The 23336-nt window shown below is 71.4% G+C and carries 22 protein-coding genes and 1 riboswitch; of the genes, 13 read left to right on the top strand and 9 right to left on the bottom strand.

Annotated elements, in window-relative coordinates; all coding sequences use genetic code 11:
* Window positions 1–80 precede the first annotated feature (80 nt).
* Together ACRYCC_RS09925 and ACRYCC_RS09920 are read right to left on the bottom strand one after the other, a co-directional pair.
* Window positions 81–1142, bottom strand: a complete 1062-nt coding sequence (locus tag ACRYCC_RS09925) for an amidohydrolase family protein (protein ID WP_433810547.1) — start codon at window positions 1140–1142, stop codon at window positions 81–83.
* A gap of 116 nt (window positions 1143–1258) precedes the next feature.
* On the bottom strand, window positions 1259–2278 hold the full coding sequence (locus tag ACRYCC_RS09920; protein ID WP_433810545.1) for a CHAP domain-containing protein: 1020 nt from the start codon (window positions 2276–2278) through the stop codon (window positions 1259–1261).
* Between the two features lies 1 nt (window position 2279).
* A riboswitch (cyclic di-AMP (ydaO/yuaA leader) is annotated at window positions 2280–2487 on the bottom strand.
* 204 nt (window positions 2488–2691) lie between these two features.
* Here ACRYCC_RS09920 and ACRYCC_RS09915 point away from each other — a divergent pair.
* Complete coding sequence (locus ACRYCC_RS09915; RefSeq protein ID WP_433810543.1) at window positions 2692–3690, top strand: NAD-dependent epimerase/dehydratase family protein; 999 nt, start codon at window positions 2692–2694, stop codon at window positions 3688–3690.
* Between the two features lie 41 nt (window positions 3691–3731).
* Here the strand turns inward: ACRYCC_RS09915 and ACRYCC_RS09910 are convergent, their stop codons facing one another.
* Window positions 3732–4943, bottom strand: coding sequence for a cytochrome P450 (locus ACRYCC_RS09910; protein ID WP_433810541.1), 1212 nt, complete (start codon window positions 4941–4943; stop codon window positions 3732–3734).
* Window positions 4944–5038: 95 nt separating this feature from the next.
* Between ACRYCC_RS09910 and ACRYCC_RS09905 the strand changes: the two genes are divergently transcribed.
* Together ACRYCC_RS09905 and ACRYCC_RS09900 are read left to right on the top strand one after the other, a co-directional pair.
* Complete coding sequence (locus tag ACRYCC_RS09905; protein ID WP_433810540.1) at window positions 5039–5707, top strand: TetR/AcrR family transcriptional regulator; 669 nt, start codon at window positions 5039–5041, stop codon at window positions 5705–5707.
* Window positions 5708–5867: 160 nt separating this feature from the next.
* Entirely contained in the window at window positions 5868–7064 is a 1197-nt protein-coding gene (locus ACRYCC_RS09900; RefSeq protein WP_433810538.1) for a damage-control phosphatase ARMT1 family protein, read from the top strand.
* A gap of 9 nt (window positions 7065–7073) precedes the next feature.
* On the opposite strand, the gene ACRYCC_RS09895 is transcribed toward ACRYCC_RS09900, so the two are convergent.
* Complete coding sequence (locus ACRYCC_RS09895; RefSeq protein WP_433810536.1) at window positions 7074–7676, bottom strand: cysteine hydrolase family protein; 603 nt, start codon at window positions 7674–7676, stop codon at window positions 7074–7076.
* A gap of 154 nt (window positions 7677–7830) precedes the next feature.
* Here ACRYCC_RS09895 and ACRYCC_RS09890 point away from each other — a divergent pair, with 154 nt between their 5' ends.
* Window positions 7831–8664 carry an IclR family transcriptional regulator domain-containing protein gene (locus ACRYCC_RS09890; RefSeq protein WP_433810535.1) on the top strand — a complete coding sequence of 278 codons (834 nt, stop codon included), beginning with the start codon at window positions 7831–7833 and terminating at the stop codon, window positions 8662–8664.
* Window positions 8665–8690: 26 nt separating this feature from the next.
* Here the strand turns inward: ACRYCC_RS09890 and ACRYCC_RS09885 are convergent, their stop codons facing one another.
* Window positions 8691–10139 carry an amidohydrolase family protein gene (locus ACRYCC_RS09885; protein ID WP_433810533.1) on the bottom strand — a complete coding sequence of 483 codons (1449 nt, stop codon included), beginning with the start codon at window positions 10137–10139 and terminating at the stop codon, window positions 8691–8693.
* A 222-nt stretch (window positions 10140–10361) separates the two neighbouring features.
* Between ACRYCC_RS09885 and ACRYCC_RS09880 the strand changes: the two genes are divergently transcribed.
* The 4 genes from ACRYCC_RS09880 to ACRYCC_RS09865 are packed head-to-tail and all read left to right on the top strand — an operon-like array spanning window position 10362 to window position 13647.
* Window positions 10362–11615 carry a CaiB/BaiF CoA transferase family protein gene (locus ACRYCC_RS09880; protein WP_433810531.1) on the top strand — a complete coding sequence of 418 codons (1254 nt, stop codon included), beginning with the start codon at window positions 10362–10364 and terminating at the stop codon, window positions 11613–11615.
* Window positions 11608–12438: a citryl-CoA lyase gene (locus ACRYCC_RS09875; RefSeq protein ID WP_433810530.1), complete on the top strand. Its 831-nt coding sequence runs from the start codon at window positions 11608–11610 to the stop codon at window positions 12436–12438. The genes ACRYCC_RS09880 and ACRYCC_RS09875 overlap by 8 nt, the downstream gene beginning before the upstream one ends.
* Window positions 12431–13291, top strand: coding sequence for a DODA-type extradiol aromatic ring-opening family dioxygenase (locus ACRYCC_RS09870; protein WP_433810529.1), 861 nt, complete (start codon window positions 12431–12433; stop codon window positions 13289–13291). The genes ACRYCC_RS09875 and ACRYCC_RS09870 overlap by 8 nt, the downstream gene beginning before the upstream one ends.
* Entirely contained in the window at window positions 13288–13647 is a 360-nt protein-coding gene (locus ACRYCC_RS09865; RefSeq protein ID WP_433810527.1) for a hypothetical protein, read from the top strand. The genes ACRYCC_RS09870 and ACRYCC_RS09865 overlap by 4 nt, the downstream gene beginning before the upstream one ends.
* A 543-nt stretch (window positions 13648–14190) precedes the next feature.
* On the opposite strand, the gene ACRYCC_RS09860 is transcribed toward ACRYCC_RS09865, so the two are convergent.
* A complete protein-coding gene (locus tag ACRYCC_RS09860) occupies window positions 14191–15327 on the bottom strand; it encodes an alkene reductase (RefSeq protein WP_433810525.1) in 1137 nt (378 codons plus the stop codon).
* A gap of 220 nt (window positions 15328–15547) precedes the next feature.
* On the opposite strand from ACRYCC_RS09860, the gene ACRYCC_RS09855 reads away from it, so the two are divergent.
* Both ACRYCC_RS09855 and ACRYCC_RS09850 read left to right on the top strand, forming a co-directional pair.
* The gene (locus ACRYCC_RS09855; RefSeq protein ID WP_433810523.1) at window positions 15548–17155 is read left to right on the top strand and encodes an FAD-dependent oxidoreductase; all 1608 of its coding nucleotides are present in this window, start codon (window positions 15548–15550) and stop codon (window positions 17153–17155) included.
* Between the two features lie 87 nt (window positions 17156–17242).
* Window positions 17243–18451 (top strand): cytochrome P450, encoded by a 1209-nt coding sequence (locus tag ACRYCC_RS09850; RefSeq protein WP_433810521.1) that lies wholly within the window; start codon window positions 17243–17245, stop codon window positions 18449–18451.
* 64 nt (window positions 18452–18515) lie between these two features.
* Here ACRYCC_RS09850 and ACRYCC_RS09845 read toward each other — a convergent pair whose 3' ends face one another.
* Window positions 18516–19409, bottom strand: coding sequence for a Sco1979 family transcriptional regulator (locus tag ACRYCC_RS09845; RefSeq protein ID WP_433812128.1), 894 nt, complete (start codon window positions 19407–19409; stop codon window positions 18516–18518).
* Window positions 19410–19727: 318 nt separating this feature from the next.
* Here ACRYCC_RS09845 and ACRYCC_RS09840 point away from each other — a divergent pair, with 318 nt between their 5' ends.
* Window positions 19728–20174, top strand: coding sequence for a hypothetical protein (locus tag ACRYCC_RS09840; protein WP_433810520.1), 447 nt, complete (start codon window positions 19728–19730; stop codon window positions 20172–20174).
* 18 nt (window positions 20175–20192) lie between these two features.
* Here the strand turns inward: ACRYCC_RS09840 and ACRYCC_RS09835 are convergent, their stop codons facing one another.
* Window positions 20193–20525 (bottom strand): hypothetical protein, encoded by a 333-nt coding sequence (locus ACRYCC_RS09835; protein WP_433810518.1) that lies wholly within the window; start codon window positions 20523–20525, stop codon window positions 20193–20195.
* A gap of 84 nt (window positions 20526–20609) precedes the next feature.
* Entirely contained in the window at window positions 20610–21338 is a 729-nt protein-coding gene (locus tag ACRYCC_RS09830; protein ID WP_433810517.1) for a TetR/AcrR family transcriptional regulator, read from the bottom strand.
* Between the two features lie 112 nt (window positions 21339–21450).
* Here ACRYCC_RS09830 and ACRYCC_RS09825 point away from each other — a divergent pair, with 112 nt between their 5' ends.
* A complete protein-coding gene (locus ACRYCC_RS09825) occupies window positions 21451–22470 on the top strand; it encodes an ATP-binding cassette domain-containing protein (RefSeq protein WP_433810515.1) in 1020 nt (339 codons plus the stop codon).
* Window positions 22467–23309 carry an ABC transporter permease gene (locus tag ACRYCC_RS09820; RefSeq protein ID WP_433810514.1) on the top strand — a complete coding sequence of 281 codons (843 nt, stop codon included), beginning with the start codon at window positions 22467–22469 and terminating at the stop codon, window positions 23307–23309. Before ACRYCC_RS09825 ends, ACRYCC_RS09820 begins: the two co-directional genes overlap by 4 nt.
* Window positions 23310–23336: the final 27 nt, after the last annotated feature.

The following is a 23336-nucleotide window of genomic DNA, read 5'->3' as shown; positions in this document are numbered from 1 at the left end:
ACGATTGTTGTTGGGGACTTTAGATCAGAAACAATCATCGAACAAGGCATAATGCGAAGAAAACGCCAGATGACGGGCTGTCAGAGTCCGAGCAACCGGCGAGCGTTCACCGCGTACAGCGGGGGCAGTACTGCGGGCGGCAGGTCGAGCGCCTGTACGTGCCAGCGCCCCTGCGGAGGGATCTCCGCCCCCGGAGCATAGGAGAAGGCCTCGTCCGCGGACTCCAGGAACCGAAACCAGAGCCGATAATCCTCCGAAGCAGGAGGAAAGGCATCGGTGCCGAACAGGACCCGCTCCGGATGCCGCACGATGAGCGCCGCCGCGGCCCGTGGCCGGCGGCCGAGCTCGGCCATCCGGGCGCCCAGGTCGATGTGGAAGTTCGGGTAGGTGGTGAGCATCCGGTCGACCCAGCCGAGATCCTCGGCGTTGCAGCCCACGTGCGCGCCGATGAAGGTGGTGCCCGGATGCGCCGCGACCAGCGCCTCCAGTGAGCCGATCAGCCGGGCGAAGGCGGGAAAACGGCCGGTGTCGCCGAACCACCAGTCCGGATGCTCGATCAGCTCTTCCAGCCGCTCGTTGCACGGGTCGAGCGGCTCGAAGAAGGCCACCGGATCGGCGCTGTGGATCAGCACCGGCAGCCGGAGGTCCGCGCACGCCTGCCAGACCGGCGCCAGCCGGGGATCGCCGGGCAGCACCAGGTTTGCGTCCGCGTCACGGTGGTGCAGGCCGAGGTCCTTCCAGACCTTCAGCCCGCGCGCCCCGCGCGACGCGGCCTCGCGCAGCTCCCGGACCAGCCGGGGCACGCCGTCCGGCTCGGCGAGCGCCCGCCAGTCGAGCTGGCAGAAGGTGTAGAACCGGCCCGGGTGCGCGGCGTCGTAGCGGGCGAGGTTGTCGCCCAGCTCACCGCCCCACCGGCCGTCGAGGTTGACGATCGCCTCGACCCGGCATTCGTCCATCATCGCGACGAGCGCCGGGACATCGGCGATCGGCCAGTCACCGTCGGACGACAGCCAGCGGCCCAGATGGTTGTGCACGTCGATGCAGGGATAGGCGGCGGCGGGGACCTGCGTCACCTCCACCCGGGCCTGCGAACGCGGGGTGTAGTCGCGCAGCCGGAGCTCGCGCAGCGCTTCAGCGGTCATCGTGCAGATTCAATCACGCGTAATGATCGAATGCGATCGCTACGCCGGGGTGGGCTCGCGTACGAGCCGTCCCGGGTGTACGAGCGGTGTACGAGCGGTCCGGGAGGTGCGCGCCGTCAGCTCGCGTACGACCGGTCCGGGACGTACGCGCCGCCGAGGGCGCCGGGGGTCTCGGCCGGACGGCCGACGGCGGCGTGCAGGTCGTTCCAGAACGCCAGCTCCTGGTCGTCCTCGAACTCCGCGATCTTGCCCCAGAAGGCGCGGTCCTCGGCCTCGGCCGCGGCGGCCAGGGTGAGCGCGGGCATCATGACCGTGCCGGCCTCGGCCGCGTCCAGATCGGCCGCGGTGATCTCGGCGGGCAGGCTCACCGGCAGGGCCGTCCGGTGGTGACGGCCGCGTTTGCGCACCCGTACCGCCGGCGGGGCGGGCACCTTGGCTGCGGTGGTCCTGCCGACCGCCAGCGCCAGGCTGCCGCACAGCAGCACCGCCGCCAGCCCCGAGAGGGCCACCTCGTGGCCCGAGAGCGGGCCGTTCTCGTGGTGCCCGGCGGACAGCGCCTTGGTGGCCGTACGCGCGGCGGGCGGGGCGTCGTTGAGGATCGTCTCCAGCGAGGGCGCGGGCGCGGCGTGCCGGGGGACGTACTGCTCGACGGGAGAGGACGCGCCCGCGACCTTCACCTTGGCCGGGTAGCCATAGCCGACGACCGCATCGGTGTCCCGGGTCTGGCGCATGAGGTGCACACCCTCGGTGTTGCCCTCGATGGTGTGCAGGGTGCCGCCCTCGACGCGCTCCACCAGGCCGACATGATCGATGTCGGAGATGCTCTTCGACCCCGACCAGGAGTAGAACACCAGCGCACCCGGCTGCGGCTTGGTGCCCCAGGCGTGCTGCTGCTGGAACCAGGCCGCGTGCTCCTGGGTCGAGGCGAACTGGCCCACGGAGCCGGCGACCCCGGCCTTGTCCGCGGCCCAGGCGATGAACATGTCGCACCAGGGCGCCGTCACGAAGTACGAGTCGTGCTGGGCATCGACGTTCTTCGCGAACCAGTCGCCGAACTTGGTGTAGCCGTCGCCCTTTTCGGTGTACCCGAGCTGCGTCCTGGCGACGTCGAGCAGCTTCTGCCCCACTGCATCCATAAGGCTCCCCTTGTGCCGCCTACCGGGTTAGCTGACGGGTTCGGGCCAGGAGTTCGCCCTACCGCACGCGTCATCGCGGCACCTGACGGTCCGGACGACCTGGCGGATTCACCCCGACGGAGTCGGCCAGGAACGGCCCCGGAAACTCCGACCATTGGGTCCTCGGCCCCCTCGACGCACCGCGTCTCAGGGTTAGGCGGTCGTTACGTACTTCTCGAAGCGCGAGATAGGTCACGGATCGATCTCGGCGCAATGTACGTGAAGTTAAACACGGAGGTCAAGAAAGGGTAACGAGAACGCATATGTCGATCACCTCTGGTATGCGGCGCGACCCGTCCTCACCAGCGAATCCGCGGCGCGGGAGGTTACTCTCTCTGTTATCGAGATGGCGACCCGGGCACGGGAGGTCGGACGTGGGGCTCACAGTCGCGGTCACCGGGCCGACCGGTGAGATCGGCATGCCGGTGGTACGCGCTCTCGAACGGGACGACCGGGTGGCGCGCATCGTGGGGATGGCCCGGCGGCCGTTCGACCCCGCCGCGCTGGGCCTGCACAGGACCGAGTACCGGCAGGGCGACGTGCTGGACCGGAAGGCCGTGGACGAGCTCGTCGCGGACGCCGACGTGGTGGTCCATCTCGCCTTCGCGATCCTGGGCTCGCGGGACCAGACCGGCGACATCAACCTCCAGGGCTCCCGCAACGTCTTCGAGGCCACGGTGGCGGCGGCACGGCCGAGCCGGCTCGTCTACACCTCCTCGCTCGCGGCGTACGGCTACCACGCCGACAACCCGGTGCCGATCACCGAGGACGTGCCCGTCCGCGGCTCCGAGCTGCACTACTACTCCCAGCAGAAGGCGGCCTGCGAGACCATGCTGGGCGAGGTGACCGCCTTCTCCCCCGAGCTCGAGGTGTACGTGCTGCGCCCGTGCATCGTGGCGGGCCCGGAGGCGACGCTGCTGGTGCGCAGCCTGCCCTGGCGGCGGGCCGCCGAGCGGCTGCCCGGACCGGTGCGCCGGCTGCTCGGCACCGTGCCCCTCCCGCGGCCCGTGCTGCTCGACCCCGGTATGCCCTTCCAGCTGGTCCACCACGACGACGTCGCGGCGGCCGTCCGTGCGGCCGTGGTCGGCGCCGGGCCACCCGGGGCGTACAACCTGGCGGCGGACGGTGAGATCACGGTGACCGACCTGGCCCACGCGCTCGGCGACCACGCGATCCCGGTCCCGCACGAGCTCGCCCGGCTCACCTCGCGGATGGTGGAGGTCATGCCGCTGCTGCCGGCCGAGGCGGAGTGGATCCACGCCGTACGCCATCCGATGCTCATGGACACCCGCAAGGCCCGCCGGCGGCTCGGGTGGGCCCCCGAGTACACCACCCGGCAGACGCTGACCGCGCTGGCCGAGGCCGTACGCTGACGCCACGCCGGCCCTGCCCGGAGCGCTCTTCCACCGGGCGGTCAGCCCCGCGCCGCCGGGACGATGCCGGTGGCGGGCAGGCTCTGCCAGCCGCGGGTGAACGCCGAGGCCAGCCGGGTGGCCCGGCCGGTGTCCACGCCGATGCCGGGTTGGCGGGCGAGCAGCTCCTCCAGGGCGATCCGGGCCTGCAGCCGGGCGAGGTGCGAGCCGACGCAGAAGTGCGGGCCGGCGGCGAACCCGAGGTGCCGGGGGATCGAGCGGGTGACGTCGAGCCGGTCCGCGGTGGCCCCGAACTCGCGCTCGTCGCGGTTGGCCGAGCCGTACAGCATCATGACCTTGGCGCCCTCGGGGATCCGCACCCCGTGGATCTCGACGGGCTCGGTCGTGGTGCGGCCCAGCGACTGGACCGATCCCTCCAGCCGCAGGAACTCCAGCAGCGCGTTCGGGATGAGGGAGGGGTCGCCGGCGAGCAGTTCGCGCTGGCGGTGGTCGCGGTCGAGCAGCATCACGGCATGGGAGATGAGGTTGCCGGTGGTGTCGTTGCCGCCGGCGACGATGACGAAGCAGAAGCCCAGGATGTCCCAGTCCGTCAGCCGCTCGCCGTCGATCTCCGCGGCGATCAGGGCGCTGATCAGGTCGTCGGCCGGCTCGTCCCGGCGCCGCGTGATCAGATCGCCGAAGTAGCCGAACATCTCCCCCACCGCGTCCATCGCCGTGGTGATCACGTCGAGGGTGAAGCCGCCGTCCTGGATGCCGACCAGGGCGCGCACCCACGGATCGAAGCGGTCCCGGTCGGTGCCCGGGACGCCGAGCAGCCCGGCCAGCACGAAGGTCGGCAGTGGTGAGGAGAGGTCCTGGTGCAGGTCGACGGGCTCGCCGTCGGCGGCCTTGCGGCCCATCTCGGTGATGCGGTCCACCACGAAGGCCCGCACCCCGTCCTCCAGCTCCCTGACCCGGCGCGCGGTGAAACCGTGGCCCACCAGCGCGCGCAACTGCGTGTGCCGGGGCGGATCGAGCATGACGATGGTGGGCGCGAGCCCCAGCGTGCCGATCTCGTCGGGGTAGAACGTGAGCCCGGAGGCCGAGGAGAACACCTCCGGGCGGCGAATCGCGTCCCAGATGTCGCCGAACCGGGACAGCGCCCAGAAGCCGAGCTTCTCGTGCCGGTAGACCGGCTGATCGTCGCGCATCGCCCGGTAGGTCGGGTACGGATCGTCCTGGAAGGACGGATCGAACGGATCATAGAGCGGCACCCGCGGCACCTCCTGCTCGTCGCTGCCGATCTCGCCTGCGTGTCTCGTCCGGGATCTAATGACGGCCGTTATTAATTGGCCAGTATCATTGCCCGGTGGCCAGGGACGCAAGGGACACCAAGGACAGACTTCTGCGGGCGGGCGCCCGGCTGTTCGCGACCAAGGGCGTCGACGCCGCGCTGACCCGGGACATCGTCCGGCTCGCTGGGCAGTCCAACGACTCGGCCGTGCATTACCACTTCGGTTCCCGGGAGGGCCTGCTGGCCGCCATCTGCGCCCGGCACATCGACCGGATGGAGCCCGACCGGCGGTGGCGGCTCGACGCGCTCGGGAGCACCGGGAGCCTGTACGACCTGGTGGCGGCGATCGTCGAGCCCACGGCCGCGCAACTGGGCGACGTCGACGGCCGGAACTTCCTGCGCATCATCGCCCAGCTCGCCGGACACGCCGGGATCCGCAGCCATGCCCCGCACGCGCTCCTCGACGGCACCGCGCTGCTCGACCAGCTGCGCCTGCTCGAGTCCGCCGTGACAGAGCTGCTCCCCAGGCCGCTGGCGCTCGAACGCCTGGCGACCGTCATAGGCCTGCTCGCCGGCGCGCTGGGCGAGCGCGCCCGTCAGCTCGACGAGGGCACGCCCGTCCTTCTCCACGACCAGGCCTTCACCGAGAACCTCACCCTCATGATCGTCGGCGCCCTCCGAGCACCCGCGCCCATCGGCAGGACCCCGCTGACCAGCCGGCCCACTGCCGGGAACACCACATAACGCCGTATCGCCACATGGAGCGGATCCTGAGAGGCCTGGGCCACGGCGGCCCGCGGGTACCGTGGCGATCAGGGTCACCGATGTCGGGGGTGTGCACGTGAGGACCCATCCCGGGTCGGGTGAGGACCCGGGACATCAGGTGAGGACGAGGAGGGCGCACATGCCGTTGCCAGGAGCGGACGCCGAGGACGCCGTGCGACTGCCGGACGCCCCGGAGCTCCTCAGCAACGATCCGGACGGCTACGCCTGGGGAGTGCTGCGCGATCGCACGCCCAAGCTCATCCGCCAGTTCAGCGACGCGCACCCGTACGAACCCGGCCAGCGCCGGGCACTGTCCGACCTGCTGGAGGAGATGCTCACCGGCACGGTGCAGCCGCTCGGCGACGGCGCACCCGATCGGGCCGCCTGGGACGAGTGGGGCCGCGACCACTTCGGCCGCCGGTGGGCCGATGTGCCGTTCCTGTGGTGGGAGAGCTACTTCTACCGGCGGGTGCTCGCGGCGGTGGGGTTCTTCGAGCCCGGCCCGTGGTTCTGGGTGGACCCGTTCGAGTCGCTGAAGTCCGCCGAGCTGCGGGACCCGGCGCTGGAGGCCGACCTCGCCGCCCTGGACCAGGTCTTCCGGCTGCCCGTCGAGGAGCAGGCCCAGGCCAAGCTGCTGGCCTCCCTGTGGGGCAACCGGGCCGACCTCGGGTTCCGCGTCGAGCTGGGCGACGAGCATCCCGAGCAGGCGGGCCTCGTCGCCGACGACAGCGCGCGGCTCTGGTCACTGCTCCCGGCCGGGGCCGGCAACCGGGTCTGCGTCGTCGCCGACAACGCCGGGCGGGAACTGGTGGCGGACCTGGTCCTCATCGACCACCTGATGGCCGGCGACCTGGCCGGCTCGGTCGCGCTGCACGTGAAGCCGCGCCCCTACTACGTCTCCGACGCGATCACCACGGACGTCGTGGCCTGCCTGCGGCGGCTCGCCGCGACCCCGGGAACCGCCGCCGCGATCTCCGGCCGGCTCTGGGCCGCGATGGGCGACGGCCGCCTCACCCTGCACACCCACGAGTTCTACTGTGCCCCGTGGTCGTTCCACCGGCTGCCCGCCGATCTCGCCCGGGAGTTCGCCGGGGCCTGCCTGACCCTGGTCAAGGGCGACCTGAACTACCGGCGGCTGGTCGGCGACCGGGGCTGGCCCGGGAGCCTGCCGTTCGCGGACGTCACGGCGTACTTCCCCGGCCCGGTGGCCGCCCTGCGCACGCTCAAGTCCGACGTCGTGACCGGCGTCGACCCGGCCGTGCTCGCGGCACTCGACGCGACCGGCGAGGCCTGGCGCACCACCGGGACCCACGGCTCGATCCAGGTCCGCGGCTGACCGGCGGGCTCAGGCCGTGGCCGGCGTACCGAGCAGTTCGCGCGTCCGCACCACCCGGGCGAAGCCGCCGTGGTGCAGGCTGGCGGCGGTGGCACGGGTGAGCGCCTCGGCGGTGACGGTCTCGCCGTCCGGGCCGACCGCGTCGAAGGTGTGCATCGCGTCGATCGCGTAGAGCACGTCGAACCCGAGGTTGCCGCCCATCCGCGCGGTGGTCTCGTTGCACATGTTGGTCTGCATCCCCGCGATGACGATCTGGCCGATCCCGCGCCCGCGCAGCCAGCCGTTCAGGTCGGGCTCGCCGTAGAACGCGGAGTTCACCGACTTGGTGACGAACAGGTCGGGCTCTGCGCCGTCCATCGCCGCCGCGACCAGGTCCTTCAGTTCGTTGCCGGGCCTGTCCGGTGCCAGCGGTGAGGACGGTTCCACCGAATCGTGCCGGACGACCACGATCGGCCGCCCGGCCGCACGCCAGGCCCGGATGAGGGCCGTGATGTTGTCCTCGGCCGCCGCGTTGTCCCGGCGGCCCCAGTAAGGATCGTCGAAGCCCTTCTGGACGTCGATGACGAGGAGGGCCGTGTCGTCGTCGAGCTCGTTCCTCAGTGATTCGCTCATAAGTGGATTGTCACCTCAGCCGGCAGGCAGTCACGAGTGGCAGGAATCAGGGTGCCATCGGGGTACGCGTAGGAGTCCAGTTGGTCCCGCGGACCGCGACTGGCGTACGATTGTCCGCTAGGCGGACCATGGGCGGCCGTCGCAGGAACCGGAGGTGGGTGTGGCCGGACGCGGGACGGGGCCGGACTTCGTCGAGGCGCTGGCCCGGGGGCTGGACATCCTCACCTGCTTCGACGAGCTGCACCGGCGGATGACCCTGTCCGAGATCGCCACGGCCACCGACCTGGCGCGGCCCACGGCCCGGCGGCTGCTGCTCACCCTTCAGGAGCTCGGGTACGTGCGGTCCGAGGACGGGTTCTTCGCCCTGACCCCGCAGGTCCTGCGGCTGGGCACGGCCTACGCCTCTTCGCTGGGTCTGTGGGAGATCGCCCGGCCGCACATGCGCGACCTCGTGCGGGCCGTCGGGGAGTCCTCGTCGATGTCGCAGCTCGACGGGTCCGACATCGTGTACGTGGCGCGCGTCGCCGTACCGAAGATCATCACCTTGCGCGTCGACGTGGGCACCCGGTTCCCCGCGCTGCTGGCCTCGCAGGGCAAGGTGCTGCTGGCGGCGCTGCCGCCGCGGGAGCTGGAGCGCGTGCTCGCCCTGCCCAGCCGGTCGGGCCTGCCGCCCGTGCCGCCGCGGGATCCGGCGCTGGTCGAGGAGGAGCTGCGGACCGTGCGGGCGCGCGGCTGGGCGCTGGCCGACGAGGAACTGGCGCCCGGCGTCCGCTCGGTGGCCGTACCGGTACGCGACGGCGAGGGGATCGTGCGCGCCGCCATGAACGTCACCGTCCACGCCGCGGAGACCAGTGTCGACACCCTGGTGGGCGAGTATCTGCCGTTGCTGCTGCGCACGGCCGGTGAGACCTCGGCCGAGTGGGCGCTGTGGCAGTCCCGGCCGCAGCTGGACATGGGATCGCCGGTGGGCGGGCCCGCGGCGGACTGACCGGGAGGCCGGTCCGCCGCGACGCCTCACTGCCCGTGCGTGGACCCGCTCTGGTAGTCGGTGTAGGTGTACGGGTTGTCGAGGATCTTGGTCTTGGGGATGTCGGGGTTCATCCCCTGCTCCCAGGCCTCCTCCCCCATCGCCGACCGCAGGTGCTCGACGGTCTGCTCGACCCCGCGGCGGGCGGCGGCCAGGTCCACGCCGATCAGCCGGTGGTCGTGCTTGACCACCCGGCCGTCGACCAGGACGGTGTGCACGTCCCCGCGCTGAGCCTGGAAGGCGACGTGACCGAACGGGTTGAGCAGCGGGAACGACACCGGTGACGCATCGTTCTTGATCAGTACGAGGTCGGCCTTCTTGCCGACCTCGATGCTGCCCAGGTCGCTCTCGCGGCCGAGCGCGCGGGCACCGCCGCGGGTGGCCCACTGGACGACCTGCTCGGCGCGCAGGCCCGTGTGCGTGACGGTCTCGCCGACCGCGTGCGCCTGCTGGTGCTCGCGGGACCGGTCGGCGCCCAGCGTGGTGCGCATGGCCGAGAACAGGTCGCCGCTCCACCAGACGCTGGTGTCCATCGACAGCGACACCGGGATGTCGTGCGCCCGGATCGCCCAGGTGGGCGGGTATCCCTGACCCGCGCTCTGCTCGCTCTCGGTGGAGACCGAGACCGAGCCGCCGGTCGCGGCGATGCGGTGGTAGGAGTCGGCCGACAGGGACGCGGCGTGCACGTAGACCGTCTCGGGCGTCATGAAGCCGTGCTCGTGCATGAGGCGGATGCCGTCGTCGCCGGTGGCCCCCCACACCCCGGCGTGGGTGGTGACGGGCACGCCGAGCTCGCGGGCGACCTCGAAGGCGGGCTTCTCGGGGAACTCGGGGTCGCCGGTCACGTCGAAGGCGAGCTGGAAGCCGAGCATGTCGTCACCGGTGATCCGGCGGCGGACGAAGTCGCGGAACTCCGGCGCACCGGTCCACGCGGCGGGCGTCGCCTGGATGTTGCCGTAGGCGAGCACGAACCGGCCGGGCACCGACCGCAGGGCGTCGACGGCCGCGTCGGCGTGGTCGACGCTCTGGAGGCCGTGCGACCAGTCGACGACGGTGGTGACGCCGGCGTCGATCGCCTCGATGGCGGCCAGCACGTTGCCTGCGTGGACGTCCTGGGGCCGGAAGCGCTTGCCGTGCTCGAGGTAGTACCAGACGAAGTACTGGGTGAGGGTCCAGTCGGCGCCGTAGCCGCGCATGGCGGTCTGCCACATGTGCCGGTGGGTGTCGATCATCCCGGGCATGACGATGCCGTCGGTCGCGTCGATCTCGGCCGTGCCGTCCGGCACGGGCAGCGCCGGGCCGACCGCGGCGATCCGGTCGCCGACGACGAGGACGTCGCAGCGGGTGAGCACCCGGCGTTCGCCGTCCATGGGCAGCACGGTGCCGCCGCGCAGGACGACGGGCCGGCCGTCCCCGAAGCCGATCGGTTCGCTCATCGTGCAACTCCTCTGGGTACGGACCGCCCGCCGCCCGAATGGATGCGGACCACTGTCCGCTAAACGGTCCCACTGTGTTTCACGTTACTTTTGCCAGCCCGGGTCGCCGTGTCAACCGCCAGCTCACCTCGACTTTCGGAACGTTGACACGGTCGGGCAATGTGCCACAATCGCCCTAGCGGACGTCTGTCCGTTCAGCGAACGTATCGAAGGGGACCCACGATGACCGAGGACACCGCGCCACGCGGGCCACTGGCCGGCGTGCTGGTGGCCGACTTCTCACGGATCCTCGCCGGCCCCTACGCCACCATGCTCCTGGCCGACATGGGCGCCGAAGTGATCAAGGTCGAGGGTCCGAAGGGGGACGACACCAGGTCCTGGACGCCACCTGTTCGCGACGGCGTGTCGACCTACTACCTCGGCATCAACCGCGGCAAGCGGTCGATCGCCCTGGATCTGCGTGCGGAGGCCGACGCCGAGGCCGCCCGGGAACTCGCCCGCCGCGCCGACATCGTCATCGAGAACTTCAAGCCCGGCGGCCTGGCCAAGTACGGGCTCGACTTCGCCTCGGTGCGGGCGGGCAACCCCGGCGTCGTCTACGCCTCCATCAGCGGTTTCGGCACGGCCGCCGGGCGTGAGGTGCCCGGCTACGACCTCATGGTCCAGGCCATCTCCGGGCTGATGAGCCTGACCGGCGACCCGGACGGGCCGCCCTACCGGGCCGGGATCTCGGTGTTCGACGTGATGGCCGGCAACCACGCCGTCATCGGCGTCCTGGCCGCTCTGCGGCACCGCGAGCGCACCGGGCAGGGCCAGCTCATCGAGGTCGACCTGCTGTCCTCCGCGCTGACCGGGCTGGTCAACCACAGCTCGGCCTTCGTCGCCGGCGGCGTCGTGCCCTTCCGGATGGGCAACGCCCATCCCAGCGTGTTCCCCTACGAGCCGCTGCCCACCGCGGACAACGACCTGATCGTCGCCGCCGCGAACGACTCCCAGTTCCGCAGGCTGTGCGAGGTCCTGGGCATCCCCGAGATCGCGGACGACCCTCGCTTCGCCGGCAACGCCGACCGCACCGCACACCGCGAGGAGCTCCGGCCGATCCTGGTCGAACGGCTGGCCGGGCGCGGCGCCGTCGAGTGGTTCGAACTGCTGGTGAAGGCCGGGGTGCCGAGCGGTCCGATCAACACCATCGACGGCGGGTTCGCCATGGCCGAGCGGTTGGGTCTGGACCCGATCGTGGAGGTCGGTGCGGGTGAGCGGGCGATGCCCACCACCCGGCACCCGATCCGGTTCTCCGAGACTCCCGCGGCCTATCGGCTGCCGCCGCCCGAGCTCGACGAGCACGGCGCCGAGCTGCGCGCCTGGCTGGCCGCCCCCGCCGAGCCCATCGCCCCTGCGGCGCCCGCCGTCCCTGCCGAGCCTGCCGTCCCTGCCGCGCCCGCCGAGCCCACCGTCCGGGAGACCCGCCATGGCTGACCGTCCGGACTACCCCACGGCGCTGGGCGCGTCGTCGCTGGAGACGATCACCCTTCTCGGCCAGGACCTGGCCCGGGACGTCATGGGCGAGGTCGGCTTCGGCGAGCTGGCGTTCTGGCTGGCCACGCAGCGCCGTCCCAGCCGGGGCGAGACGCGGGTGTTCGAGGCCGTGCTGGCGGCGCTGGCCGACCACGGCTTCACCCCCACCGCGATCGTCACCCGGCTGACCTACCTGTCGGCGCCCGACTCCGTACAGGGAGCGCTGGCCGCCGGGCTGCTCGGCGGCGGATCGCGGTTCCTGGGCGTCACCGAGGACTGCGGCAGGTTCCTGCACGAGGTGCTGGCGGCCCAGGACGGCACGCTGCCCACCGACGAGCGGGGATGGGACGCCCTGGCCCTGAAGACCGTACGGGAGCGGCGGGAGTCCGGGGCGTTCGTACCCGGGCTCGGCCACCACGTCCACAAGAACGGCGACCCGCGCACCCCGCGCCTGCTGGAGATCGCCGCTGAGGAAGGACTCCTCGGCCCGCATCTGGCGTTGTTCTCCGCCATCGGCCGCGTCCACCCGCAGGTGCTGGGCCGTACGCTGCCGCTGAACGGGGCCGGGGTCTGCGGGGCCGCCCTGGCCGACCTGGGGCTTCCGCTGGAGCTCCTGCGCGGTTTCGCGCTGCTGGCCCGTACGGCCGGTCTCATCGGGCAGCTCGCCGAGGAACTGCGTCATCCGGTCGGCAACGAGATCTTCCTGTCGGTCGACCTGAACAACCGGTCCGTCGCCGCGGACCCCTACCCCCCCACCGACCTCACTGGAGGGTCCCATGGCTGAGCTGGTCGCGGTGATCGCGTCCACCCACCATCCGTTCTACTACCGGGCCAGCACCTCCGCCGGTGCGGACCGCCCGCCGTTCGCCGACGAGTGGGTCCGCAAGGTCGAGGCGTTCCGCGCGACGCTGACCAAGGCGCGGCCCGACGTGCTCGTCATGGTCGGGTCGGACCACTTCCACCAGCTGTGGCTGGACAACATGCCGCAGTTCCTCGTCGGCAAGGCGCCCTTCTACGACGCGAACTTCTACAACGAGGAACGCGAGTTCGGGCTGCCGAGGATGCTGCTGACCGGCCAGGAGGACCTGTCGACCCACGTGCTGCGCGGCGGCCTGGACGCCGGTTTCGACCTGGCCTTCTCCAATGAGCTGCGGATCGACCACTCGATCACCTGCCCGATCATCACGCTGCGCCCGCAGAACGACCTTCCGATCGTGCCGATCTACACCAACATCTTCGCGCCGCCGCTGCCGCGGCCCCAGCGGTTCGTGCAGCTCGGGAAGGCGATCCGCACGCTCGTCGAGTCCTGGCCCGCCGACCAGCGGGTCGCGGTGATCGGGACCGGGCACCTGTCGCTGGAGCTCGGCGGGCCGCGCCAGTTCGGGCCGACCGGGCCGGACCCGGAGTTCGACCGCAAGGCCGTCGAGTGGATCGCGCAGGGCGACGTCGAGGGCTGCCTGTCCGAGGTCAGCCTGGACAGCCTGCACCTGCCCGGCAACGCCACCCACGGCTTCATGGACTTCATGCTGATGATGGGGGTCGCCGGCGAGGGAGTGAAGGCCGACTACGTCGACACCTACGATCTGTTCCACACCATGGAGGCGTACTTCACCTGGTACCCGGGAGGCCGGTCGTGAGCAAGTACCTGATGAACAAGTTCCTGTTCACCGTCGACCGCGACCCCGAACTCGTCGAGCGCTACCGCGACGAGCCCCGGGAGACCGTCACCTGGTGGGAGGCCGAACGGGCCAACGCGATCCTCAACTGCCACGGCGGGGAGGCCAGCACCTGGCTCCGCTTCGAGGACGCCGAACGCGAGGCGCTCGCCTCCCATGACTATCCGGCGCTGTTCGCCCTGGGCGCCCACCCGTTCCTGACGCTCACCCTGTTCATCGCGATGTTCGAGCGCGACCACGAGCCGCTGGGCTTCCAGACCGCCTACGCCCGCCGGCTGGCCCATATGACGATGCCCTACCCCGACATCGCGACCTGACGGTACGGCGGGTGCCCAGGCGGTGACCAGGACCGGCGCCTCGCGGGGACCGGCCTCGCGGTAGAACACCCGCGAACCGCCGATGTCGGCGGTCAGATGGTGGACGGGCGGCATGTCAGGAGATCACCCTTGCGGGCTGCCCGAGGTCACCCGCGCGGCGCGTTCGCCGGTCTGCGGACAGGCGTGATCAGGGGACCGCTCGGCGAGCCGGCGGCGGGCCGAGCCCGCCGCGCTGATAAGCGCCCCCAGCACCAGAGCAGAGCCGACATAACACGCGAATAACAAAGCTTCCTTAGCGGATACCATTTCCCCACCCCGACTTCGGTGGCCGCCGATACGGCACGACCCCGAGGACGTACTCTGACGATTCCCCAGCTCAACAGCCACAGGGAACATCCCACCGGCGCATCCGGCGCAAACAAATGGCGATGTTCCGGGCAATGCCGCCGACATTGTTCGGCGACTCCGATGGTCGCATGCCGGTGGCATGCACCCGGCGTCCTCGGCCGTTTTTTACGGTGCCCGGCCTCCGGCTTTAGGCATTCATGGCGAGGTCCCGGAGGCGCCGGGATCGGCGGGGCCGGGAGGGGTGAACGGCTGTTCGTCCGCGAGGGTCGGATAGTCGGTGTAGCCGTGCCGGTCGCCGCCGTAGAAGCCGACGCGGATCGGGGTGTTGAGCGGCGCTCCGGTACGCAGCCGCTCGACGAGGTCGGGGTTGGCGATGAAGCCCCGGCCGAAGGCGACCAGATCCGCGCCGCGGGCCAGCCAGGCCGCCGCGGCACGGGTCTTGGCCACGTCGTCGGGGTCGGCGGCGGTGGGGGTGATGACGAGGGCCGTCGGCCACAGCTCACGGAGGTCGTGATCGAGGTCGGTGCCGGTCTCGTTGAGGTGGAGGTACGCCACCGGGTCGCGCGCGAGCTCGCGGACGAGGGCCGTGTAGGTCTCGTCCGGATTGTGCTCGTAGAGGTCCCCGAAGCCGTTGCCGGGAGAGATCCGCAGGCCGACCCGGTCCGCCCCGATGGTGGCGGCGACCGCGCGGACGGTCTCCACGATGAGCCTGATCCGGCCGGTGACCGTGCCGCCCCAGGCGTCGGTGCGCAGGTTGGTGTTGTCGGCGAGGAACTGGTGCAGCAGGTAACCGTTGGCGGCGTGGATCTCGACCCCGTCCAGCCCGGCCGCCACCGCGCGCTCCGCGGCCCGTACGAACTCGTCGGCGAGGTGCTCGATCCGGGCGGGGGTCAGCTCGTCCGGCGTGACGGCCGGGAGTGTGCCCTCCGGCGTGTAGATCAGGGCACGGGCCGCCAGCGCGGACGGTGCCACGGGGTGCAGGCCGTCGGGCAGGAAGGCCGGATGGGCCAGCCGGCCGGCGTGCATGAGCTGGACGAACATGCGCCCGTCCTGGGCGTGGACGGCGTCGGCGACCCGCGCCCAGCCGCGCTGTTGCGCGTCGGTGTGCAGGCCGGGGGCTCCGGGGCCGATGCGCCCGGCGGCGGTGGTGTGGGTGCCCTCGCTGATGAGCAGGCCCGCGGTGGCCCGCTGGGCGTAGTACTCGGCCATCAGCGGGGTGGGGGTGCCGTCCTCGGCGGCCCGTGACCGGGTCATCGGGGCCATGGCGAACCGGTTCGGCACGGTCAGCGCGCCCAGCCGAGTGGGCCGGAACAGCTCGGCTGGTGCGGCCATGGCGGTCGTCTCCTCCGACGGGTGCGTCACGGGTTCCGGGCGGCCCGCCCTGGCCTTCGAGGTTACCCCGGCGTAGAGATCATGCTCCAAGGCCCCGCCGGGACGAGCCGGGACAGCGCCCGTGACCTGCCGTGACGTGTGATGTGGACGGACATCGCACGGGGTAGGGATCAGATCGGGGCGCACGATCGCGTGCGGGCCGCCGGGGGGAAGGTGCCACATGAAACTCGCTGTCGATCTCACGCGCTGTCAGGGGTACGCGCAGTGCGCCTTCCTGGCTCCGGAGGCGTTCGTGATGCACGGTGACGAAGCGCTGCTGCACGACCCCGATCCGGACGAGGCCTTACGGCTCAAGGTGCTGCGCGCGGCGGCCGCGTGCCCGGTGCAGGCCATCATCGTCGACCGCACGGACGGCCGCGCCTTCCGGGAGGCCGCCGCCCGGCGCTCTGGGCGATCGGGACCGGGTGCGCCGGACGTCGGGCGGATCGTCATCGTGGGCGCCTCGCTGGCGGGGCTGCGAGCCGCGTGGACCCTGCGCAGGGAGGGCTTCACCGGCTCGGTGACCCTGATCGGGGACGAACCGTACGAGCCGTACGACCGGCCGCCGCTGTCCAAGCAGGTGCTCGCCGGGAGCATCCCGCCCGACCACACCGCGCTCCCCCGCGTCGGCGAGGTCGACGCGGAATGGCGCCTGGGCGTCGCCGCCACCGGGCTGGACCTGGACCGTCAGCAGGTGCACCTGGCGGACGGCGACAAGGTGGAGTTCGATCGGGTGCTGATCGCCACGGGCGTACGGGCGCGGCCCTGGCCGAACGCGGCGGAGGCCGCACTGGACGGCGTGTTCGTCCTGCGCAACCGGGACGACGCGCGGGGTCTGGCGCGGGGTCTGGCCGCCGGGCCGCGCCGCGTCCTGGTGATCGGCGCCGGGTTCACCGGCTCGGAGGTGGCCTCGGCCTGCCGGGAGCTCGGGCTGCCGGTGACGGTCGCCGAACGAGGGGCGGCTCCGCTGGTGGGCGCGCTGGGCGGGGTGATCGGCTCGGTGATGGCCGACCGGCAGCGCGCGCACGGCGTCGACCTGCGGTGCGGCGTGACGGTCACCGCTCTGGAGGGGGACGCCGACGGACGGGTCTGCCGCGCCCACCTGTCCGACGGCGGCACGCTGGAGGTGGACGTGGCGGTGGTCGCCCTCGGCGGGATCCGCAACGTCGAGTGGCTGCACGACTCGGGGCTGGCGGCCGGGGTGTGGGGCGTGGCCTGCGACGCCGGATGCCGGGCGCTGGACGTCAACGGCCTGGTCACCGACCACGTGTTCGTCGCCGGTGACGTGGCCCGCTTCCCGCATCCGGTCTACGACTACCAGCTGGTCGCGCTCGAGCACTGGGCCAACGCGCTGGGCCAGTCCGAGATCGCCGCGCACAACATGATCGCTCCGCAGAGCGACCGCTGGCCGCATCTGGCGCTGCCGGAGTTCTGGTCCACCCAGTTCGGCGTCGAGATCAAGTCGGTCGGGGTGCCGACGTACGCCGACCAGGTGGCCATCGTGCAGGGCTCGGTGGCCGAGGGCCGGTTCGTCGCCGTCTACGGCTATCGCGGCCGCATCACCGCGGCGGTCGGCTTCAACCAGGCCAAGTGGCTGGAGTTCTACGCCGCGCTGATCGAGAACGCCGCGCCGTTCCCGCCCGCCTTCGACCACGTCGACCGGCCGGCCGACGTCCGCCCGGTGCCCGCCGAGGTGCCGGTCCGCCCCACCTTCGAGGCCACCGTCGTGGTGACCGGTCACCAGCCCGGCGACCGGCGGGCGAGGCTGGTGCGCCGCCCGCACCTGTGACGGTGCCCGCCCGGTCGCCCCGCCGGGTCCAGTTCCTCGCCGGTACGCCGGCGGTCAGCAGCCGCGAGAGCCCAGGAGACACCCGCCATGGCACAGCCCAGCGTGTACCAGCAGATCTTCGACTACGCCCACCGCGCCGACCCGTGGCCGCTCTACGCCGAGCTGCGCAGGACCCCGGTGAGCCGGGAGGAGGACGGCACCTACGTGGTGAGCACCTACCAGGAGATCGTGGCGCTGCTCCACGACCCCCGGCTCGGCTCCGTCCAGCTGGGGTCCGACGGGCTCGCCCCCAGCTTCATCAGGCTGAACCCGCCCGAGCACGACCGGGTCCGGCGAATGCTGACCCGGCATTTCGGGCCGCCGCACAGCCCCCGGCGGATCGACGACATGGTGCCCGAACTGACCGGGATCGTCACCGGCCTGATCGACGACTTCGCCGACCGCACCGAGGTGGACCTCGTCGACGACTTCGCCTATCCGTTCCCCGTCACGGTGATCTGCAGGCTGCTCGGGGTGCCCCGGGAGGACGAGCCGCGCTTCCACGTCTGGGCCGACGCGGTCGTCGAGGCCGTCGGCGCCCGGGGGGAGGCCGTCGAGGAGGTACGGCGGCGGAGCGAGCAGGCCCTCATCGAGTTGGGCGCCTACCTCGGCGGGCTCGCCGACGCGCACGGCAAGGACCCCGGTGACGACCTGCTGTCGGCGCTGACCACCGACGACGGCCCGGAGGGCCGGCTGTCCCGGGACGAGCTGGTGACCAACGCCGCGCTGCTGCTGATCGCCGGCCACGAGACCACCGTCAACCTCATCACCAACGGCATGCTGACGCTGTTGCGCCATCCGGACGTGCTCGCCCGGCTGCGTGACGATCCGGCCCTGGCCATCCCGGTGGTGGAGGAGCTGCTGCGCTACGAGCCGACGGTGCAGTTCCTGACCAACCGGGAGGCCCTCGACGACATCGACATCGCCGGCACCACCATCGAGAAGGGCTCGCAGGTCACGCTGATGCTCGCCGCGGGCAGCCGGGACCCCGCACACACGCCGGACGCCGACCGCTTCGACCCCGATCGCCCGCGCAACGAGCATCTCGGCTTCGGCGGCGGCGTTCACTACTGCTTCGGCGCCCCGCTGGCCCGGCTGGAGGGCCAGATCGCGCTGGCCGAGCTGGCCCACCGGCTGGAGAGCCCCCGCCTGATCACCGATCCGCCGCCGTACCGGCCCAACCCGCTGCTGCGCGGCCCGCGTCACCTTCAGGTGGGGTTCGACCGCGTCGGCTCCGCACGGGCGTCCGCCGTCTGAAGGGGCGATGATCGTAATGACAGGAACCGGGCGAGCCGCCCGGAGCGACACGATCGCGGCTTGTTCAGGGGAGTTCGTCGGCGAGGCGGCGGAGGAAGTCCACGGTCTCCGCCCCCGGGATCGCGTCGACGCACAGGCGGTCCATGACCGCCATGTAGCCGTCGGCGTCCTCCCGCTTGTCGAGGTAGATGGCGCTGGTGAGCTGTTCCAGATAGACGACGTCGGGCAGGTCCGGCTCGGAGAACCGCAGGATGCTGAAGGGGCCGCCCGCCGCCGCGTGCCCGCCGACGTGGAAGGGGACGACCTGGATCGTGACGTTCGGCAGATCGGCCACCTCGATCAGGTGCCGTACCTGTGCCCGCATCACGTCCGGCCCGTCGAGCGGCCGGCGCAGCACGGCCTCGTCCAGCACCGCCCACACCGTCGGCGCACCCGGCCTGGTGAGCAGCTCCTGGCGTCGCATGCGCAGGTCGACCCGGCGCTCGATCTCCTCGTCGGACACGGCCGCGTGACCGAGCCGGGTGACCGCACGGGCATAGGTCTCGGTCTGGAGCAGCCCGGGGACGAACTGGACCTCGTAGGTGCGGATGAGGCTCGCGGCCTGCTCCAGCCCGACGTACAGCTCGAACCAGTCGGGCACGATGTCGCTGTACTTGTGCCACCAGCCGGGATTGTTGGCCTGGCGTGCCAGGTCGAGCAGCATTGCCCGCTTCGCCGGATCGACGCCGTACAGCGTCAGCAGGTCGGCCACGTCGCGTTCCTTGAACGCGACGCGCCCCAGCTCCATCCGGCTGATCTTCGAATCGGAGGACCGGATCGCGTCACCGGCGCGCTGGCGGCTGATGCCGCGGTCGTCGCGCAACCGCCTGAGCTGACCGCCGAGCAGGATTCGCAGAGCCGTCGGCCCGCCCTGCGGCTGGGCCGGCGCGGGCGAAGCACCTGAGGTCTCAGGACTGATCACGAGCATTCCTCGGGATGTCGATGAAGACACGAAGCTGGAAGATCCAACACCCTTCGCGTCAAGCTACAGGACAACACCCTCGTTCTTTCGCATTCTCATCGACCAGAAACCTGATGTTTACCGTGCACAACGCCACAATCCGCTCGACAGGTGGGCCACGGATCGGTCAGGCGGGAGGTCATCGGGCGGCGTGTCCACGGTGCGCGGGCGGCGAATCCGAAGCGGTGATCGTCGATGTGGGGCGGGCAGCGACCCCGAGCACGTACTGTGACGGTGTCGACGACCGGTCGGTACCGAAGATCTAAGGGGACCGCGGTGACGGAACGATGCCTCCACGACATGCAGCCGGGCACCTGCGGAATCTGCCAGCCACGCACGGGCCAGTTCGACGTCCACTCCGCCGGGCGGTCCAACCGTGAGACGTCGCCCTTCGAGGCGGAGATCACCACGACGATCGAGTACGAGGGCGAACGCTGGGGCCTGGTCCCCTCACCCGGGTACGTCCTGCTCTCCCCCTCCGGCCGGGCGATCCATCACCGGGAGGGCTGCCTGAGCATCCGCCTCCAGGACCCGGCGCAGTGGCGCAAGATCGACGACCCGGACGGCCTGCTGTGGCGGCGGCTGATCGACTCGGCGCCCTACGGCGAGGACAAGGGCCGGCGCCGGGCCCGGTACGCCAGGAAGACCGGCCTGATCAGCCCCAAGGGCGTCTCGGTCATCCACACCTGCGAGGAGTGCGTGCTGCGCCCGCGCAGTTCCTGACCGGTCCGGACCGCCAGGTCATTCCGTTTCCGCGACGGCTTCCAGGATCTCGCGGAGGATCTCGTCATGGGGGCGGTCCAGCTCCTGGGCGAGCCTGGCGAGCAGGCCGATCTGCAGGATCAGCTGGCCACTGATGATCCTGCCGAACTCCCCGCCGACCTCCTGGGCGGCCCGCCCCAGCGCCGGGCACTCCCCGGCGCACTCGGTCGTCTCCACCTGGAGGCCGTCGATGCGCTCGGAGTAGATCCCGGCGACCGCGTACGGGATGGCGTCCCCGCTCTCGTCCACCTGGGCGGCAGTGATCGCCATCAACAGGGCATCGGCGGCTTGCGCAACATCATGGCTGGTCACGCCCTGCACGCTATGCGAAACCCCCGAACTCCCCAAAGCGCAGCAAAGTCACTATCGCGGTAACGGGCGGAGACCGGCGATCGGCTAAGGGCGGCGGTCCGGGAGGCTGCCGGCGACGCCGTCGAGGATGCGTTCCAGTCCGTACTCGAAGCGCTCGTCGGGGTCCATGTGCGGCTGGCGGGCGTCCATGATGACCCGCTCGATCAGCGGATACCGCCCGGTCTCGAGGATCGAGCGGATGTAGGGGGCGTTGGCGACCATCAGCTGCTCGTCGGTGAGACCGGTGCGGCGGCGGGCCTCGGCGGCGGCCAGTTCGGTGGCGACGAAGCCGTTGACGTACGAGGTGACCATGCCGGTCACGCTCATCATCTGGTCGATGTTGAGGCCGAGGCCGTCGACGGCGCCGAGGGCGATCTCGGCCAGCTCGATGCTCTTGGGGCCGAAGGTCGTCCCGTTGGGGCGGCCGGCCATCCACGGGTGGCGCCGTAGCGCACTGCGGGCGCGGTGGGCGATCAGCCGCAGATCGGCCCGCCACTCGCCGCACAGGTCGGCCCGATCCGGGATGAACTCCCCGATGACCTCGTCGATCATCAGCTCGATCAGGTCGTCCTTGCTGGGCACATAGCGGTAGAGCGACATGGTGCCGGCGCCCAGCTCCTTGGCGACCCGGCGCATCGACAGCGCCTCCAGCCCCTCGACATCGGCGATCTTGAGGGCCAGCGCGGTGATCTGCGCCCGGCTGTGCGCCGGGGCCGGCCCGCGGGCGGGTCGCTCCGCGCGCATCCAGATGATCTCTGGGAGCTCGTCGCCCACGACCTCACCTCCGCCTTTGGTCCTACTCCAGAATCCCACTTGCGTACACCGTACCCAGTTATCTACTCTCGAAAAGGCAACAACTGCGTACGACGTACCCAGAGGATGGATCATGACAGACGCAATCGTTGTCGCGGAGGGGCTGCACAAGCACTTCGGCGACACGCACGCGCTGCGCGGGCTGGACCTGAGCGTCCAGCAGGGCAGCGTCTGCGGAGTGCTCGGGCCCAACGGCGCGGGCAAGACCACGGCGATACGCATCCTGGCGACGCTCACCGAGCCCGACGAGGGCCACGCCACGGTCGCCGGCTACGACGTCGTGCGCCGGGCGGATGACGTACGGGGCCGGATCGGGCTGGCGGGACAGCACGCGGCCGTCGACGAGAAGCTGTCGGGCCGGGACAACCTGCGGATGTTCGGCCGGCTCTACCACCTGTCGGCCAAGGCCGCCCGGGTGCGCGCCGACGAGCTGCTCGAGCACTTCGGGCTCGCCGAGGCGGGAGACCGGATCATCGGCACCTACTCGGGTGGCATGCGCCGCCGCATCGACCTGATCACCAGCCTGATCATCCGGCCGCAGGTGCTCTTCCTGGACGAGCCCACGACCGGGCTGGACCCGCGCAGCCGTGGCGAGATCTGGGCCAGTATCCGCCGGCTGGTGGCCGACGGGACGACGGTCCTGCTCACCACCCAGTATCTGGACGAGGCGGACCAGCTCGCCGACGACATCGCGGTCGTCGACCACGGCAGGGTCATCGCCAAGGGCACCCCGGACGAGCTCAAGTCGACCATCGGCGACCAGGTCGACGTGGTGCTCGCCGACCCGGCCGAGGCCGCCCGCGCGGCCCGGATCCTGGCCGGGATGACCGGCGGCGAGCCCACGGTGGACGAGGGCAGGCTCAGCGTGGCCGTCGCGAGCGGTGCCACCCGGCTGGCCGACGTGGTCCGCGAGCTCGACCGCGAGGGAGTGACCGCCGCGGACGTCTCGCTCCGCCGGCCCACGCTCGACGAGGTCTTCCTGCGCCTCACCGGCCATCCGGCCGAGTCCCGGGACGGCGGGCCCGGCAAGGCCGAACCCGGCGGGACCGACTACGACCAGGCACGCTCCAGCGAAGGGATGACCGTCCGATGACCTCCCCGGCCACACCACTGCCCGTCCTGCCCGACACCTCCCTCGACCGGCTCCGCTGGACGATCTCCGACGGGCTCACCCTGGTCGGCCGCCAGCTCCGCCACCTGCGCAACGAGCCCGGCCAGCTGATCGCGGCCCTGATCTTTCCGGCGATCATGGTCGTGCTGTTCGGGTACGTCTTCGGGAGCGCGATCTCCGTCCCGGGCGGCGGCAACTACCGCGAGTACCTCATGCCCGGGCTGTTCGCCATGACCACGTTCACCGGGGTCATGGGCAACGCGATGATCGTCGCGGGCGACGCCTCCCGGGGGATCATGGACCGGTTCCGCTCGATGCCGATGGCCCGCTCGGCCGTCCCGTTCGGCCAGGCGGGCGCGGACGTGCTGGTCGGCCTGCTGAGCACCGCCATCATGGTGGTGTGCGGGCTGGCGGTCGGCTGGCGCGCGCACCACGGGCTCACCGACACGCTGGCGGCCTTCGGCCTGATCGTCCTAATGCGGTACGCACTGAGCTGGGTGGGCATCTGGATCGGCCTGGCGGTCAAGAGCGAGGAGACCGCGGACAACCTGATCCCGCTCGTCTTCCCGGTCACGATGATCGCCAACACCTTCGTGCCCACCGAGCACATGCCGGTCTGGCTGCGGACGCTGTCCGACTGGAACCCGGTGAGCGCCCTGGTCGCCGCGCTGCGTCACCTGTTCGGCAACCCCGGCGCCGCGCTCCAGCACTCCGCACCGCCCCTGGAGCACCCGGTGGCCGCCACCCTGCTCTGGGCCGCCTTCCTGCTCGCCGTCTTCGTCCCGCTCTCGGTCCGGAAGTACCGCACCAAAGGCCGCTGACCCGCGAACCGCCGCGACCGGGCCGAG

Origin of the sequence: Actinomadura scrupuli (assembly GCF_050971785.1) — a bacterium.
GTDB lineage: Bacteria > Actinomycetota > Actinomycetes > Streptosporangiales > Streptosporangiaceae > Actinomadura_E > Actinomadura_E scrupuli.
This window is presented reverse-complemented; position numbering and strand designations above follow the sequence as displayed.